Raw genomic sequence first — 15,383 nt, forward strand, 5'->3', positions numbered from 1 at the left:
AAAAGGTGAAGCTTCTATAGAACTTACGGGCGGTTGGCGGCTGATGTAGATCAAAAGAGGGCTGAATGGTGCTTGACAGCTGTTGGGGTAGTTGCAAGGTGCAAGATGGGCGGGGGTAGCATCAGCGGTAGTGCGCCCCGGGGCCGCCGCAGATGGTGGCCATGGCCAGCAAGGTGTCAAAAAATGCTTTTACACTTGGTTTTTTGACCGACTTCGCCGAATTTTTCTTATGCAAGACATCCTCCTTGGCCGCAGTGATTTGAAGGTTTCGCCCATTTGCCTGGGCACGATGACGTTTGGCGAGCAAGTCAGCGAAGCCGATGCCCATGCGATGCTCAGCCATTCGCTGGAGCGCGGCGTGTATTTCTGGGACACGGCGGAGATGTATTCGGTGCCCGCCCGCGCCGAAACCTATGGCGCCACCGAGACCATCATCGGCAACTGGTTCAAGGCCAATCCGGGCCTGCGTGACAAGGTGGTGCTGGCCAGCAAGGTGGCCGGCCCGTCGCGCGGCATGCCTTGGGTGCGTGAGGGCAAGGGCATGACGGCGGCCGACATCGTGGCCTCCTGTGACGCTAGCCTGCGCCGCCTGCAGACCGATGTGATCGACCTCTACCAGATCCACTGGCCCGAGCGCCATGTGCCGGCCTTTGGCAATCTCTACTACGACCCCAAAAAGGAAACCAGCGAGACGACGATTGGCGAGCAGCTGCAGGCGCTGGCCGGCCTGGTGAAGGCGGGCAAGATCCGCCACATTGGTCTGTCCAACGAAACGCCTTACGGCGTGCACGAATTTGTGCGCCTAGCCGAGCAGCATGGCCTGCCGCGCGTGGCCAGCGTGCAAAACCCGTACTGCCTCATCAACCGCAGCTGGGAAAACGGCCTGGATGAGACCTGCGACCGCCTGGGCGTGTCGCTGCTGGCGTATTCGCCGCTGGCCTTTGGCCTGCTGACTGGCAAGTACGACGACAGCGGCATCACCGGCCCGCAGGCGCCCCAGGGCGCACGCATTGCCAGCTATGAATCGGTGCGCAAGCAGCGCTGGGGCCGCCCTGAGGCACTGGACGCTGCCAAGCGCTACAACCTGCTGGCCCGCGACCATGGCCTGACCCCCGCCGCGCTGGCCCTGGCGTTTTGCTACAGCAAATGGCAGGTGGGCAGCACCATCATCGGTGTGCGCACCATGGAGCAGCTGGACGAGGACCTCAATGTCTGGGGCACGCAGCTGTCCGAGGCCTTGCTGCAAGAGATCGACGCACTGCGCTGGGCGCTGGGCGATCCGGCGCAGTAAGCTAGACGGTCCCCTAACGGGCTGTTGACGGCTATGACCCGCAGGCCCTGGTGCAAACCAGGGCCTTTGGCGTTGCGAAGGCCGCTAGGCTGGGCAGCGCTCCCGCCCATTTTTTCGAGACAATAGGGGCAGATTTTGAAGGGCGCCTGCCGCCATCCAGTGAGCTATGAGCAAAAAAAACCATATCAGCGAAACGCCGGCCACCCAGTTCTTGAAGGCGCACAAGGTGGCGTTTACCGAGCATCCCTACGACTATGTGGAGCACGGCGGCACATCCGAGTCGGCCCGCCAGTTGGGGCTGGATGAGCATGTGGTCGTCAAGACCCTGGTGATGCAGAACCAGGATGCCAAGCCGCTGATCGTGCTGATGCATGGCGACTGCAAGGTGTCGACCAAGAGCCTGGCGCGCCAGATTGGCGCCAAGAGTATTGAGCCCTGCACGCCCGAGGTGGCCAGCCGCCACAGCGGCTACCTGGTGGGCGGTACCTCGCCGTTTGGCCTGCGCAAGGCCATGCCGGTCTATATCCAGGAGACGATTCTGGCGCTGCCGCGTATCGCCATCAACGGCGGGCGGCGTGGTTTTTTGGTGCAGATCGACCCCAAAGCATGCGTTGAGGTGCTGGGTGCCCAGCCGGTGCAATGCGCGCTGGCAGAATAATGCCTGTTTTTGACCTAGATACACCAGTGCGCGCCGGCCGCCCAGGCGCGCAGACAAGGGGAGCAATTTGAGTACCGTTTATTCCATCCTGGCCACCATCCTGGCCTACCTCATCGGTTCGCTGTCATTTGCGGTGATCGTCAGCCGCACCATGGGCTTGAGTGACCCGCGCACCTATGGCAGCAAAAACCCGGGCGCCACCAATGTGCTGCGCTCGGGCAGCAAGGCGGCTGCCGTGGTGACCTTGCTGCTGGATGCCGCCAAGGGTTGGCTGCCGGTGGCGCTGGTGGCCTGGTTTGGCAAGCCTTATGGGCTGGAAGAGGGCACCATCGCGCTGGTGGGTATTGCGGCATTCTTGGGCCATCTCTGGCCGGTGTTCTTCAAGTTCGAGGGTGGCAAGGGCGTGGCCACTGCGCTGGGCGTGCTGCTGGGCTTTAGCGGCTGGCTAGGTTTGCTGACCCTGCTGGCCTGGGTGGCGGTAGCCGCCATCTGGCGTTATTCGTCGCTGTCGTCGCTGGTGGCGGCGGTGCTGGCGCCCGTGTTCTACATCCTCATCGGTGGCGAGCTCTGGGATTTTCATGCCGAGATCTTTGTCGCGATTCTGGCCATGTCGGCCTTGCTGGTCTACCGCCACAAGCTCAACATCCAGCGCCTGGTGGAAGGCAAGGAATCCAAGCTGGGCCAGAAGAAAACCAAGTGATGCAACGCGCTGCCCACGGGCAGACAGCAGAAGGGCTGAACACCATCGCGGGTTCAGCCCTTTTGTTTTGCCGAGGTTCAGCGCGGCGGTCCGGCGCTATTTGATCCGGTCCAAGGTCATCTGCGGGCCGGCGCGCTTCATCTCAAAGGCATTCAGAAAACTGTTGCCCAGCAGCACATAAGGCATGTTGGCGGAGGTCACCACGGCATCCACATTGCGCAGCTCCACATCGGAGATGCGCACGCTGCTCAGCTGGAGATACCAGCCGTTGCTGACGCCATTGGCGGTGCCCATGCGCACCGCGCGGCCCTGTTTGTAGTCAATGCCCAGCTTGAGTGCTTCGCTCATCCCCAGGCTGACCGTCGTGGCGCCGGTATCGACCAGAAAGCGCGTGGCCTTGCCATTGATCATGCCGGCCGTCATGAAGTGCCCGCTGGCATCGGCCGCCAAAACAATGCGGCCGGTGTTGCTGACGGGCAGCGCCGCATCGGCCACGCTGACGGGCGATTCGCCCATGCGCAGGCTATGCGCGACGCCGGCAATGCTGACCTGTGCCTGCCCATCTTGGACCTTGAGGACCTGCACCTGCTGGTAGCTGCTGCCGGCAGCCACGGCCTTGGGCGCCCGGCCATCAATGACGAGCAAGGCCTTGTCGCCCAGAATGCCGGCGAGCGCCACCGAGCGGGGGCCTTCGGCTGCATCTTGGGCATGGGCTGCCCAGCTCGCGCTGCCACACAGGGCCCATGCCAGCAGCCAGCGGTGCAGGCGGGCGGGCGCGGGGCGGGCTGGGGAGAACAAAGGCTTCATGGGTGGCGGGACAGACGTGTGGGTGTAGGCGCTCGGGCAGTGCCGAGTCCCATGGCGGCCATCGGCGGGCCGACGGCTTTACATCGTAAACGAAGCGGCATGGTCCATGACCCGAGATTTATTTTTTGACCCAAGGACTAGACCGTTGTTTTTTGGAAAAGTAACTGTGGGCAGAAGGTTAATGCATTGCTATTGATAATCGTTATCATTAGCATCCCTGACTCAAATTTACAGGCCGTTAACCAAGCGGAATTATTGTTTCAGGAGTTTTCAATGATCCAAGCCCTTCGCAGCGAGACGCTCGCGCGTACAAGAGGCGAGCGCGCCGGCCTGTCGGTCGCCGCGCTGTTGATGCTGGCAGCGATGCCGGCCATGGCGCAAGAGCACACCTTGCCAACGGTCCAGGTGTCCGCCGACCAGTTCGATCCCGATGATGTACGCCCCGAAGGCGTGACCACGGCGACCAAGACCTATATGGCGCCCAAGGACATCCCCCAGACCATCGACACCTTGGAAGTCAACAAGTACAAGAGCTACGGCATCAATGACCTGTCCGTCATGCTCGATGGCGTGCCGGGTGTCAACACCAGCTATGACATGCGTGGCGAGGGGGTGATGATCCGGGGCTTCAATGCCGACAGCGGTGACATCTACCGCGACGGGGTGCGCGAATCCGGCCAGGTGCGCCGCAGCACCGCCAATGTGGAGCGCATCGAGATTCTGAAAGGCCCCGCCTCGGTGCTGTACGGCCGTGGCGCCGGCGGCGGTGTGGTCAACATGGTCAGCAAGCAGGCGCGCTTTGATGGCGTCAGCAGCGTCACACTGCGCGGTGGCTCCTGGGAGAATGTGGGCGGCACCATCGACATCAACCGGGTGATCAGCCCCAACGTGGTCATGCGGCTGACGGCCGACCGCGAGCAGGCGCACAGCTTTCGCAGCGGCATCCGCAACCGCAACGAGATGGTCTCGCCCAGCATCCTGGTGGATACGCGCACGGGCCTGCGCTGGACGGGCCAGTACACCTATGACAACGTCTGGCGCGTGCCGGACCGGGGGCCTTCCTACGACCAGATGCCGCCGGGCATGTCGCTGCGCCAGGGCTTTGCCCAGCCGGGCGACTTTGTCGAGGACCGCTTGCGCGTGCTGCGCTCGGACCTGTCCTATGAGTTCAACAAGGCCTGGAGCGTGCGCTGGGTGGCCAGCAAGCGAGAAGCCAGCCAGGACTTTGACCACTACTTTGCCGGCACCTACTGCAACCCCCAGGGCCTGACCCCAGCGGGCGCCAAGTGTGCCAACCCCGGCCTGCTGCGCCAAAGCTATGCCTGGCAGCAAACCGAGAACCGCACCACCACCCACACCGTGGACCTGACCGGCAAGCTGGACCTGGCCGGCATGCGCCATGAGCTGTTGCTGGGCGTGGAGCACAGCGAGGAAGAGCGCGCGCCGCGCCTCTTCAGCACCGCCAGCAGCAATGGCTATGTCGACCCAAACAACCCGGTGTTCGATGCCGTGCGCCCGCCCCAAGGCGCGCCATCGCAGCACAACCTGCACAAAGGCACGGCCCGCGCGCTGTATGTGCAGGATCTGATCAGCCTGAGCGACCAGTGGAAGCTGCTGCTGGGTGCGCGCTATGACAACTTTGACTTCAACAGCAGCAACCAGCTGAACAACGCCAGCCGCAGTACCGACGGCAACTCGGTCAGCCCCCGCGCCGGCCTGGTCTGGCAGCCGGTGCGCGAGCACAGCCTGTATGCGTCCTGGAGCCGCAGCTTCTCACCCTATGGCGGGCGCGGCATGCTGTTGGTCGATACTGCTCCTGGCGCGGTGCTGGACGATGAACCCCAGCATTCGCAGCAGTTCGAGATGGGTGTGAAGAGCGATTGGCTCGATGGCGCGCTGTCCACACAGCTGGCCGTCTACCAGCTGGAGCACTACAACATCCGCTACCGCCCCGATCCGGACAACGACCCCTTCACCTGGGCGGTGCGTGGCAAGGAGCGCTCGCGCGGTATCGAGTTCAGCGCGGCCGGCCGTGTCGCACCGTTCTGGTATGTGCGTGGCGGCGTCGGCATCATGGCCGCCAAGGTCACCGAGAACAAGGCCAACCCGGCGCTGGAGGGCAACTACCTGGCCAACACCGCGCGCCGCAATGGCAATGTCTTTCTGCGCTATGCGCCCGCAGGCAACTGGTACGCCGAGCTGGGTGTGACCCACACCAGCGCGCGCTATACCAACGACGCCAACACCAGCCGCGTGCCCGGCTACACCCGCTGGGATGGCCTGGTGGGCTGGCGCGCCGCGCCATGGACCGTCACCCTGGCGGTGTCCAACCTGACCAACAAGGAATACTGGCGCAGCAGCAGCATGCCCGGCACGCCGCGTGGTGCTTTGCTAAGCGCGAACTACCAGTTCTAAAAGGCTAGACGCCATAAAAACAGGCCGCGCTGCATGATTTGCAGCGCGGCCTGTTTGTTTTTGATCGAAGGTGGATCAGTCGCGGAAGTTGTTGAACGACAGTGGCACGTCGTTCACGTCCTTCTTCAGCAGCGCCATTGCCGCTTGCAGATCGTCGCGCTTGGCGCCGGTGATGCGCACGGCATCGCCCTGGATGGCGGCCTGCACCTTCATCTTGCTGTCCTTGATGAGCTTCTGGATCTTCTTGGCCAGCTCCTGCTCGATGCCGTTGCGCACCTTGATCACTTGCTTGACCTTGTCGCCGCCGACCTTTTGCACATCGCCCTTGTCCAAAAAGCGCACATCCACATTGCGCTTGGTCAGCTTGTTGCGCAGGATGTCTTCGACCTGCACCAGCTGGAAGTCGGCATCGCCGTACATGATGATCTCTTTGTCCTTGAGCTCGATCCCGGCCGACGTTCCCTTGAAGTCGAAACGGGTGCCAATTTCCTTGGCGGAATTCTCAACAGCGTTTTTCACCTCGACGAAGTCGGCTTCGCAAACCGTGTCAAACGATGGCATAAATACTCTCCTTGCAGGCCAGGCTGAGCGCCTGAGTGGGTCGCGACAAGTGCGACAATCTAGCGATGTTAGTCGAGAAAAATGCCCCGCTGCAGCAATACAACACCTTTGGCATCATGGCGCGGGCCATGAACCTGGTGCGCGTGCAGGCCCCGCAGGATATCCGTGATTTTCTGGCCCAGCCCCCGTTGGGCGCCAGCCGCCAGGTGGTGGTGCTGGGAGGCGGCAGCAATATCGTCATCACGGGTGATGTCGAGCCCACCGTCTTCAAGATGGAAATCATGGGCAAGCGCCTGGTCGAAGAGACCGACAAGCACTACATCATTGAGGTCGGTGCCGGTGAAGTCTGGCACGAGGTGGTCGCCTGGAGCCTGGCCCAGGGCTACCCCGGGCTGGAGAACCTGGCACTGATCCCCGGCACCGCAGGCGCGGCGCCCGTGCAGAACATTGGCGCCTATGGCGTGGAGCTGCAAGACCGCTTTGACTCGCTCGATGCCATCGACCTGAGCAATGGCGAACACTTCAGCCTGCAGGCCGCGCAGTGCGCGTTTGGCTACCGGGATTCGGTGTTCAAGCATGCGCCGGCCGAGACCATGTCGCTGACCATGATTGCCCGCGCCACCGGCGTGGCCGAGCCCCGTGGCATGGGCCTGGCGGGCCGCGCGGTGATCACCCACGTACGCCTGCGCCTGGCCAAGGATTGGAAGCCCGAGCTGGGCTACCTGGACCTGGCCCGCAAGCAGGCCGAAAAAGGCATTGCGCAGCCCACGGCCCAGGATATTTTTGACTGGGTGGTGGAGATACGCCGCGCAAAGCTGCCCGATCCGGCGCAGATCGGCAATGCCGGCAGCTTTTTCAAGAACCCCCAGGTAACGGCCGACCAGTGCGAGGACATCATCGCGCGCGAGCCCAAAATCGTGCACTACCCGATGCTCGATGGCAGCATCAAGCTGGCTGCGGGCTGGATGATCGATGCCTGCGGCTGGCGCGGCAAAAGCATTGGCAAGGCCGGTGTCTATGACCGCCAGGCGCTGGTGCTCGTCAACCTGGGCGCGGGGGAGGGCAGCGTTACCGGTGGCGAGGTGGTGACCTTGGCGCGCGCGATCCAGACCAGCGTCTATGAGCGCTTTGGGATACAGCTGGAGCCGGAACCCGTCGTCTGGTAGCTGCGTTAGCGCGGGCTCGATGGCTCAGCGCTTGGCCGGCGGTATCCAGCGCGCCAGTGCGGCGGCCGCACCCCAGGCCAGCAGGCCAATGCAGGCAATGCCGCTGGCCAGCGACAGGCTCCCCGCCAGAAACGACAGCAGCGCTGGCCCCAGCGATGAGCCCAGATCTGCCGCCAGGCGCCACAGCCCCAGAAAATGCGCGCGCGCATGGCGCGGTGCGTGGTCGGCGCCCAAGGTCATGATCAGGCCCGAGCCGATGCCATTGCCAAAGCCCAGCGCCATCGCGGCCAGCAGCAAGGTCGTCACGCTGCCCGTCAGCGGCATCAACAGCATGGCGGTTCCCATCACCAGCATCGACGGCACGGCCACCCAGCGCCGGCCTTTCAGATCCATCAGCTTGCCCGCAGGGTAGAAGACCAGCATGTCGATGGCGCCGGCCAGCCCGTACACCAGCGATGCGGCTGCAGGCGCCAGGGCCAGATGGTCGGCCCACAGCGGAATGACCACCTGGCGCGAGGCGCGGACGGCGCTGACCAGCAGCACGCCCATGCCCAGGGTGAGAAACAGCCGGTGGTGGTCACGCAGAATGCCGGCGATAGACGGTGCCTCGGTCGGCAGCGGCTGGCCCGGCAGTGCCGCGGGGGCCGCCAGATCAGGCACACGCAGCCCAATGGCCGCCGCGCAGAGCACGCCCACAATGCCCACCGCAAAGGCCGCATGCAGGCCCCAAGCATGCATGGCCCAGGCGCCAATAAAGGGGCCGATGAACATGCCGATGCGCATCACCCCGCCCAGGGTGGACAGCGCTCGTGCGCGGTAGGACACGGGCACCGCCTCGGTCAGATAGCTTTGCCGCGCCAGGTTGTAGACCGCCTGCGACATGCCCACCATCAGGCAGCCCAGCGCAAACAGCCAGAGCTGGTGGGTGGCCAGGCAGATGGCCATGCCGATGGCGCTCCACAGGCCTGCGGCCACAATCGCCCAGCGCTCGCCCCAGCGGGCAGTGATCAGCGATGCCGGGATATTGCTCAGCAATGAGCCAATGCTGACCAGCCCCACCACCAGCGCTGCGATGGGCACCGAGGCGCCCAGATCGCGCGCCATCAGCACAATCACCGGCAGCACCGCACCTTCGCCAATGCCAAACAGCAGCGAGGGGCCAAAAGCCGCCACGGCAATGCCGCGCAGCGAGAATGCTGCGTCGCTGTCTGCAACCCGATCGGATGCGGGAGGAGGAGAGCTGGGCGTGCCCATGTTGGGGAGGAGGGGGAGCGAATCTGCGCTGACGGGCCGGTAGGTAATGGGTGCTGCTGAAAACCTACTCCAGGTTCTCGGCGGCACCGGGCCCTATTTTGCGCCTGCCCGGTGCTGGGGTGTCGCTGATGCTGTCGCGGGCAGAACTCGGCCCGCGCCGCTTATTTCAGGCTTCCCGAGAGGAAGCGTGCCAGGCGCTCGCTCTTGGGGTTGGCCAGCACCTCGCGCGGCGGGCCTTGCTCTTCGATCAGGCCCTGGTGCAGGAAGATCACGTGGTTGGAGACCTCGCGGGCAAAGCCCATCTCATGGGTGACGACCAGCATGGTGCGGCCTTCCTGGGCGAGGACCTGCATCACGCGCAGCACTTCACCGACCAGCTCGGGGTCGAGGGCCGAGGTGGGCTCGTCAAACAGCATCACCTCGGGCTCCACCGCCAGCGCGCGGGCAATGGCCACGCGCTGCTGCTGGCCGCCGCTCATGTGGTTGGGGTAGCTGTCTTCCTTGCCTTCCAGGCCCACCAGTTGGAGGTACTTGCGGGCGCGGGCGACGGCCTCGTCCTTGCTGATGCCCAGCACATGCACCGGTACTTCGATGATGTTCTGCATCACCGTCATGTGGGCCCAGAGATTGAAGTGCTGGAACACCATGGCCAGTTTGCTGCGCAGGCGCTGGAGCTGCTTGGGGTCGACCGCGTCCAGCGCGCCATTGCGGCCGGTGCGCAGCTGCAGCGCTTCGCCTGCGACGATGATCTGGCCCTGCTGTGGTTGCTCCAGCAGGTTGATGCAGCGCAGGAAGGTGCTCTTGCCCGAGCCAGAGCTGCCGATGATGCTGATCACGTCGCCAGCACAGGCATTGAGCGAGACGCCCTTGAGCACCTGGTTGCTGCCATAGCTCTTGTGGATGTCCAGTGCCTGCAGTTTGTAGTTGGATGCGTTCATATCTCGATGCTCAAATGTCTTAGGCCTTGCGCGGGGCCAGGTAGCCCAGGAAGCGGCGCTCCGCCAGGCGGAAGATGCCAATCAGGATGAAGGTGATGCACAGGTAGATCACCGCTGCGGCGATATAGGCTTCAAAGGGCAGGTAGTAGTCCGAGTACACCCGGCTGGCGGCGCCGGTCAGGTCCACCAGCGACGGTACGGTCGATGCCAGGCTGGTCGAGTGCAGCATCATCACCACTTCATTGCTGTAAGCGGGCAGCGTGCGGCGGATGGCGCTGGGCAGCACGATGCGGCGCATCAGCTGCCAGCGGCTCATGCCCATCGCGCGGGCCGCTTCCACTTCGCCCTTGTAGGTTTCGCGGATCGAGCCGGCCAGCATCTCGGCCGTGTAGGCGGCCGTGTTCAAGGTGAAGGCCAGGAAGGCGCAGAAGAAGGGCTCTTTGAAATAGGTCCAGGGCCAGACCGCATCCCAGCGCGCCTGCACCCATTCGAGCTGCGAGAAGCCGTAGTAGATCAGGTAGACCTGGATCAGCAACGGCGTGCCGCGCATGAAATAGGTGAAGGCGCCCACGGTTTTGCGCAGCAGCCAGGAGCGGCTGACCAGGGCGAGCGCGCCCAGCAAGGCCAGCACCGCACCAATGGCCAGGCTGGAGAGCAGCAGCTTGAGGGTGGTGACCAGGCCCTCGCCGTACAGCGCAAGGGTGTCCGGCTGAAAAATGACTTCCCAGTTCATAGCTGCACCTTTTCGGTTCCCAGGCTGTAGCGGGCATTGAGGCGGCCCAGCGCCCACAGCGATACCGACGTGTAGATCAGGTACAGCGCAGCGGTGAACAGGAAGAAGATGAAGGGCTCGCGCGCAGCGGCGCTGGCCTGCTTGGCCAAATAGGTCATGTCTTGCAGGCCGATCAGGCTGACCAGCGCGGTGGCCTTGATCAGCACCAGCCAGTTATTGGTAAAGCCAGGCAGCGCATAGCGCACCATTTGCGGCAGGGTGATGCGAAAGAAGGTCTTGACCGGGCTCATGCCGAAGGCCCAGGCCGCTTCCATCTGGCCCTTGGGGATGGCCAGGATCGCGCCCCGGAAAGTTTCGGTCATGTAGGCGCCGTAGATAAAGCCGATCGTGAAGGAGCCGGCGACAAAGGGGTTGAGGTCGACGGAGCTTTCGCTGCCCATCTTCTCCAGCAAGGTATTGAGGCCGATGGCGCCGCCGTAGAAGATCAGCAGCATCATCACCAGCTCGGGGATACCGCGCACGATGGAGGTGTAGACGGTTGCCAGCACCACCAGCGGGCGCCGCCCTGAGAGCTTGGCACTGGCGCCCAGCAGCCCCAGCACGGTGGCAATGGCAGCCGATGCCAGCGAGACCGCCACAGTGAGCAGCGAGCCCATCAGGATCGATTGAAAGTAATCACTCATAGTTTTTGGCCTTAGGCGCAACGATTGCGGTGCGCAATCGGGCCCATGGATGGCCTGGTGTTTGCCTCAGGAAGGCGCTGCAAATAGGCCTGGCACCATGGAATTGCGGCGCGATTCATCCAGTATGAAGACTCTGGAGCAGCGCGCCGCTTGGTGTTAGCCCTGAGCAAAGGCGCCTGGGCGCCTTGCCAAGATCAGTTGCCGTAGGGGTCGAAATCGAAGTACTTCTTCGCAATCGTGGCATAGGTGCCATTGCTGCGGATGGTCTTGATCGCTTCGTTGATCTGCTTTTTCAGATCGCCCTGGTTCTTGCGCATCGCAATGCCGATGCCGTCACCGTAGTACTTGGTTTCGTACTGGTCCGGGCCCTTGTAGCCGTAGTCGGCACCTTCGGGCTTGCGCAGGAAACCGCCATTGACTTCCACCTTGTCGGCCACGGTGCCGTCGAGGCGACCGGACTTGATGTCCAGGTAAACCTGGTCCTGGGCTTCATAAGGCACGATGGTCGCACCTGCAGGCTTGAGCTCGCCGTTGGCCCACTTCTCTTGGGTGGAGCCTTTGAGCACGCCAATCTTCAGGCCCTTGGCAGAAGCGGGGCCCTTGTATTCCACGCTCTTCTTCAGCACCACGGCGCTGGGAGTCTTGTAGTAGCGGTCGCTGAAGTCCACCACGCGGCGGCGCTCGTCGGTCATCGACATGGAGCTGACGATGACGTCATATTTCTTGGCTTGCAGGCCGGGGATCATGCTGTCCCAGACTTGCTCGACAAAGACGCACTTGCGCTTGATCTGCTCGCACACCGCCTTGGCGATGTCCACATCAAAACCGGTGACTTCGCCTTGTGGCGTTTTGAAGGTGAACGGTTCGTAGGTCGGGTCGACAGCTACTTTCAGGTCTGCAGCAAAGGCAGGGGCTGCGATAGCGGCCACTGCCAATGCGATCAAGGTTTTACGCATAGTGAATCCTCGGATCCTAATGTTGATAAGGTGGCTAGCATGCTAGTGCTTTTGCTGCCCGCCGTCGGGGTCTCAAATCGGCTTGTGGCGACCCGGCGACAGCCCTGCGCCGTGCTTTCAGGCAAAGCGGCGAGCTTGTGCGCATTATCACCAGCCTAAATGGCCATTGAGCGCAAAAATCGACGTTGAAGCGTCAATTTTTACGCCCTATCCAGGGAAACACTAATAAGTATTTGTTGTGACTGCCGTTTTGATGGCGTATTTTGCCGAAACGTTCGTGCTTACTTCTTCCAGTAGCCGGGGCGGATCAGCAGGCTGTGGACGCGGTAGGGCGCCTTTTCCTCGATGCCGATGTCCATCGGCACATAGGCCTTGTCACACTGCAGCAGGTAGCTGGTGATGTAGGGCGTGGGGCTGGTCATCTGGGCGCCGACCTTGCAGCTGCCAACGCTTTGGTGCACATCGTTGAACACCTGCTTCATCTGATCGGCCGTGACCTGCTTGTTGAAGTCTTCGGTAAAGGTTTTGGAATCAGGAACGGCGGCCTTGCCTTCAAACGCGGCCAACAGCGCCTGGAAGCGCTGGGCCAGGGCCTTTTCTGCGGCCGGGTTGGGCGCGGGCGCCTGGGGTGCTGCCTCAGCGGCGGGCGGTGCGGCCGCAGGCGCTGGGCTGGCCGCCTCCTGGCTGCTCTGGGCCTGGGCAGCCAAAGCGGCGCAGGCCAAAGTGGTGGACAACAGGGCGTGGCGGGACATACGGTGCATGCGGTTTTCCTTGGTGTGGTTTTGCATCGGGCCATCCTAGGCGCTACAGCAGCGCTGGTGGTAACACTTGGTGTTCAGATGCAGGGGGATGAACGGGGGCGCAGAAGGCCTTTTCGAGGCTGGTCCTGCAGTCTTAACGGGCGAGCAGCCAATCGGGTGCACAAGTCGATCTGCGCGGTCTCTCCACTGTGCACCTTCATCACTGCAATCGCGCGCCGTCCAACGCCGTAACACAGACTGAGAATTGGCCTACATAGTCAGTCGATGCAAAACCGGGCCAGGCCAGCATCCATGCGCTTTTGCGGCGCACGCATGCGGCTTGGCGCGGCCCGCTTTCATCTTGGCGACCCGGTTTGGGCGGGCTTGCGGCTAAGGTGTCGCGCAATGATATGCAAACCCTGAAGGACATCGAGATGAATGGCGCACACAGTCTGGTCAAGACCTTGCTGGCGGCAGGTGTGGACACCTGCTTTGCAAACCCCGGCACCAGCGAGATGCACTTTGTAGCAGCTTTGGACCAGATACCGGGCATGCACTGCGTGCTGGGCCTGCAGGAAAACGTGGTGACCGGCATGGCCGATGGCTACTACCGCATCGCGCGCAAGCCCGCCTGCACCTTGCTGCACTGCGGCCCGGGCTTGGCCAATGGCCTAGCCAACCTGCACAATGCCCGGCGCGCGCGCAGCGGCATCGTCAATATCGTCGGCGACCAGGCCACCTACCACCGGCCTTTTGATGCGCCGCTGACGGCCGACACCGATGGCCTGGCCCGCACGGTATCGGCCTGGGTGCATACCAGCACCCACAGTGCGGACCTTGGCCAGGATGCCGCGATGGCGGTGCGTGCCGCCTCGGCCTTTCCCGGCCAGATCGCCAGCCTGATCCTGCCGGCCAATGTCTCATGGGACGAGGGCGGCGTGGTGGCCCAGCCGCTGCCGGTGCCTGCGCCGCCAGCGGTGGATGGCCAGGTGATTGATGGTGTAGCAAGGGTGCTGCGCCAGGCCGGCGGCAAGGCCTTGATTTTGCTGTCTGGCGCGGCAGTATTTGCGCCGGCCCAGGCGCTGGTGTGGCGGCTGGCGCAGGCCAGCGGCGCGGCCGTGCTGGCCGAGTACGGCGCATCGCACCTGCAGCGCGGCCAAGGCCGCATGGCGCTGGAGCGGGTGCCCTATGGCATGGAGGCCGCGATCAAGACCCTGGCCCGGTTTGAGCACATCATCCTGGTGGGGGCCAAGCCGCCGGTGGGCTTTTTTGCCTACCCGGGCATGCCATCCACCCAGTACCCGGACAGCGCCCAGCTGCATGTGCTGACGCGCCCCGAGCAGGAGCCAATGACGGCATTGCAGGCCCTGGTTGATGCACTGCAGGCGCCGCAGGCCGCCATACCCGATGCCGGCCCACGGCCCGAGGCGGCCACCGGCGCGCCCACGCCCGAGGGCCTGGCACGCACCGTGGCGGCGCTGATGCCCGAGGGCGCCATCGTCTCGGACGAGAGCATCTCGTACGGCCGGGGCTTTTACCCGCACACCCATGCCGCAGCGGCGCATGACTGGCTGCACCTGGCGGGCGGCGCGATTGGTGATGGCATGCCGGTCGCGACGGGCGCCGCCATTGGCGCGGGCAAACAGCGCCGGGTGATCAACTTGCAGGCCGATGGCTCTGCTATGTATTCGCTGCAATCGCTGTGGACGCAGGCGCGCGAGCAGCTGCCTGTCACCACCATCGTGCTGAACAACAGCCGCTACAACATCCTGATTGGCGAATACAAGGGCGTGGGCGCCACGCCGGGCGCCACCGCCATGCAGATGCTGGACCTGGGCAACCCATCGATCTGCTGGGTGAAACTGGCCGGCGGCATGGGCGTGGAAGCGGCGCGGGCCACCAGCATGGAAGAGTGCGCCAGGCTGATGCGGGCCAGCTTTGCCCAACCCGGCCCTTTTTTGATTGAACTGATAATTTAATTAATTCTGAAAGTTCAACTTTGGATCTCACCTACACTGCTGCCTGACCATGCTCCAACGCCTGCGCAGCCGCCCCCGCTTTTCCGCCCTGATTACGGCGGTTTTTGCGTTGCTGCTGCTGGTGGCATCGGTAGCGGGTGTGCAGGTGCGCGTGCTGGCGCAGCCGATTACGGCGGCGCTGGCGGCCGATGTCTGTAGCGTCAATGCGCCGGCGCTGGATCTGGCGCTGGCCCAGGCCGACCACCTGGCTCCGGATGATCTTCTGCCCGATGGCAGCGACAGCCATGCCAACCACAGCGCGCACGGTGCCCATGGCGCCGATTGCGTGCTCTGTATCGCCATGGCGCTGCCGCAGGCCTTTGCCCCCGATGTGCACCGGCCAGCGGCCCCTGCCTTCCACCACCAGTGGCAGGCCCAGACAGCGCACAGCCTCCACGCGCCGGGCGCGCCACTGCCTGCGCGCGGACCACCACCTGTCCTCGTCTAAGTGTTGATGCCGCAG

The 15,383-nt window shown here is 63.5% G+C and carries 15 protein-coding genes; 7 read left to right on the plus strand and 8 right to left on the minus strand.

Annotated elements, in window-relative coordinates; genetic code table 11:
* Positions 1–229 precede the first annotated feature (229 nt).
* The 3 genes from LPW39_RS16655 (at position 230) to plsY (ending at position 2,649) form a co-directional block, all read left to right on the plus strand.
* Complete coding sequence (locus LPW39_RS16655) at positions 230–1,291, plus strand: aldo/keto reductase (RefSeq protein WP_230777778.1); 1,062 nt, start codon at positions 230–232, stop codon at positions 1,289–1,291.
* Positions 1,292–1,457: 166 nt separating this feature from the next.
* The gene (ybaK, locus tag LPW39_RS16660; protein WP_230777779.1) at positions 1,458–1,949 is read left to right on the plus strand and encodes a Cys-tRNA(Pro) deacylase; all 492 of its coding nucleotides are present in this window, start codon (positions 1,458–1,460) and stop codon (positions 1,947–1,949) included.
* Positions 1,950–2,016: 67 nt separating this feature from the next.
* Complete coding sequence (gene plsY, locus LPW39_RS16665) at positions 2,017–2,649, plus strand: glycerol-3-phosphate 1-O-acyltransferase PlsY (protein WP_230777781.1); 633 nt, start codon at positions 2,017–2,019, stop codon at positions 2,647–2,649.
* A 96-nt stretch (positions 2,650–2,745) separates the two neighbouring features.
* Here plsY and LPW39_RS16670 read toward each other — a convergent pair whose 3' ends face one another.
* Positions 2,746–3,456 carry a retropepsin-like aspartic protease family protein gene (locus LPW39_RS16670; RefSeq protein WP_230777787.1) on the minus strand — a complete coding sequence of 237 codons (711 nt, stop codon included), beginning with the start codon at positions 3,454–3,456 and terminating at the stop codon, positions 2,746–2,748.
* 273 nt (positions 3,457–3,729) lie between these two features.
* On the opposite strand from LPW39_RS16670, the gene LPW39_RS16675 reads away from it, so the two are divergent.
* A complete protein-coding gene (locus tag LPW39_RS16675) occupies positions 3,730–5,871 on the plus strand; it encodes a TonB-dependent receptor (protein ID WP_230777790.1) in 2,142 nt (713 codons plus the stop codon).
* 75 nt (positions 5,872–5,946) lie between these two features.
* Here the strand turns inward: LPW39_RS16675 and LPW39_RS16680 are convergent, their stop codons facing one another.
* Entirely contained in the window at positions 5,947–6,432 is a 486-nt protein-coding gene (locus tag LPW39_RS16680) for a YajQ family cyclic di-GMP-binding protein (RefSeq protein WP_230777793.1), read from the minus strand.
* Between the two features lie 65 nt (positions 6,433–6,497).
* On the opposite strand from LPW39_RS16680, the gene murB reads away from it, so the two are divergent.
* Positions 6,498–7,598: a UDP-N-acetylmuramate dehydrogenase gene (gene murB / locus LPW39_RS16685; protein ID WP_230777795.1), complete on the plus strand. Its 1,101-nt coding sequence runs from the start codon at positions 6,498–6,500 to the stop codon at positions 7,596–7,598.
* Positions 7,599–7,622: 24 nt separating this feature from the next.
* Here murB and LPW39_RS16690 read toward each other — a convergent pair whose 3' ends face one another.
* The 6 genes from LPW39_RS16690 to LPW39_RS16715 all read right to left on the minus strand — a co-directional run bounded on the left by LPW39_RS16690 (position 7,623) and on the right by LPW39_RS16715 (position 12,950).
* Positions 7,623–8,852: an MFS transporter gene (locus LPW39_RS16690; RefSeq protein ID WP_230777798.1), complete on the minus strand. Its 1,230-nt coding sequence runs from the start codon at positions 8,850–8,852 to the stop codon at positions 7,623–7,625.
* Between the two features lie 161 nt (positions 8,853–9,013).
* The gene (locus LPW39_RS16695) at positions 9,014–9,790 is read right to left on the minus strand and encodes an ABC transporter ATP-binding protein (protein WP_230777801.1); all 777 of its coding nucleotides are present in this window, start codon (positions 9,788–9,790) and stop codon (positions 9,014–9,016) included.
* Between the two features lie 19 nt (positions 9,791–9,809).
* A complete protein-coding gene (locus tag LPW39_RS16700) occupies positions 9,810–10,523 on the minus strand; it encodes an ABC transporter permease (protein WP_230777804.1) in 714 nt (237 codons plus the stop codon).
* Positions 10,520–11,206: an ABC transporter permease gene (locus tag LPW39_RS16705; RefSeq protein ID WP_230777807.1), complete on the minus strand. Its 687-nt coding sequence runs from the start codon at positions 11,204–11,206 to the stop codon at positions 10,520–10,522. The genes LPW39_RS16700 and LPW39_RS16705 overlap by 4 nt, the downstream gene beginning before the upstream one ends.
* Before the next feature lie 194 nt (positions 11,207–11,400).
* Positions 11,401–12,162: a transporter substrate-binding domain-containing protein gene (locus LPW39_RS16710; protein ID WP_230777810.1), complete on the minus strand. Its 762-nt coding sequence runs from the start codon at positions 12,160–12,162 to the stop codon at positions 11,401–11,403.
* A gap of 281 nt (positions 12,163–12,443) precedes the next feature.
* Positions 12,444–12,950: a hypothetical protein gene (locus LPW39_RS16715; protein WP_230777812.1), complete on the minus strand. Its 507-nt coding sequence runs from the start codon at positions 12,948–12,950 to the stop codon at positions 12,444–12,446.
* A gap of 386 nt (positions 12,951–13,336) precedes the next feature.
* Here LPW39_RS16715 and LPW39_RS16720 point away from each other — a divergent pair, with 386 nt between their 5' ends.
* Positions 13,337–14,881 carry an acetolactate synthase large subunit gene (locus tag LPW39_RS16720; protein WP_230778320.1) on the plus strand — a complete coding sequence of 515 codons (1,545 nt, stop codon included), beginning with the start codon at positions 13,337–13,339 and terminating at the stop codon, positions 14,879–14,881.
* A 49-nt stretch (positions 14,882–14,930) separates the two neighbouring features.
* Positions 14,931–15,368, plus strand: coding sequence for a hypothetical protein (locus tag LPW39_RS16725; protein WP_230777813.1), 438 nt, complete (start codon positions 14,931–14,933; stop codon positions 15,366–15,368).
* Positions 15,369–15,383: the final 15 nt, after the last annotated feature.

The sequence above is a fragment of the Comamonas koreensis genome (assembly GCF_021026195.1).
In the GTDB taxonomy this organism is placed as follows: Bacteria; Pseudomonadota; Gammaproteobacteria; order Burkholderiales; family Burkholderiaceae_C; genus Comamonas; species Comamonas koreensis.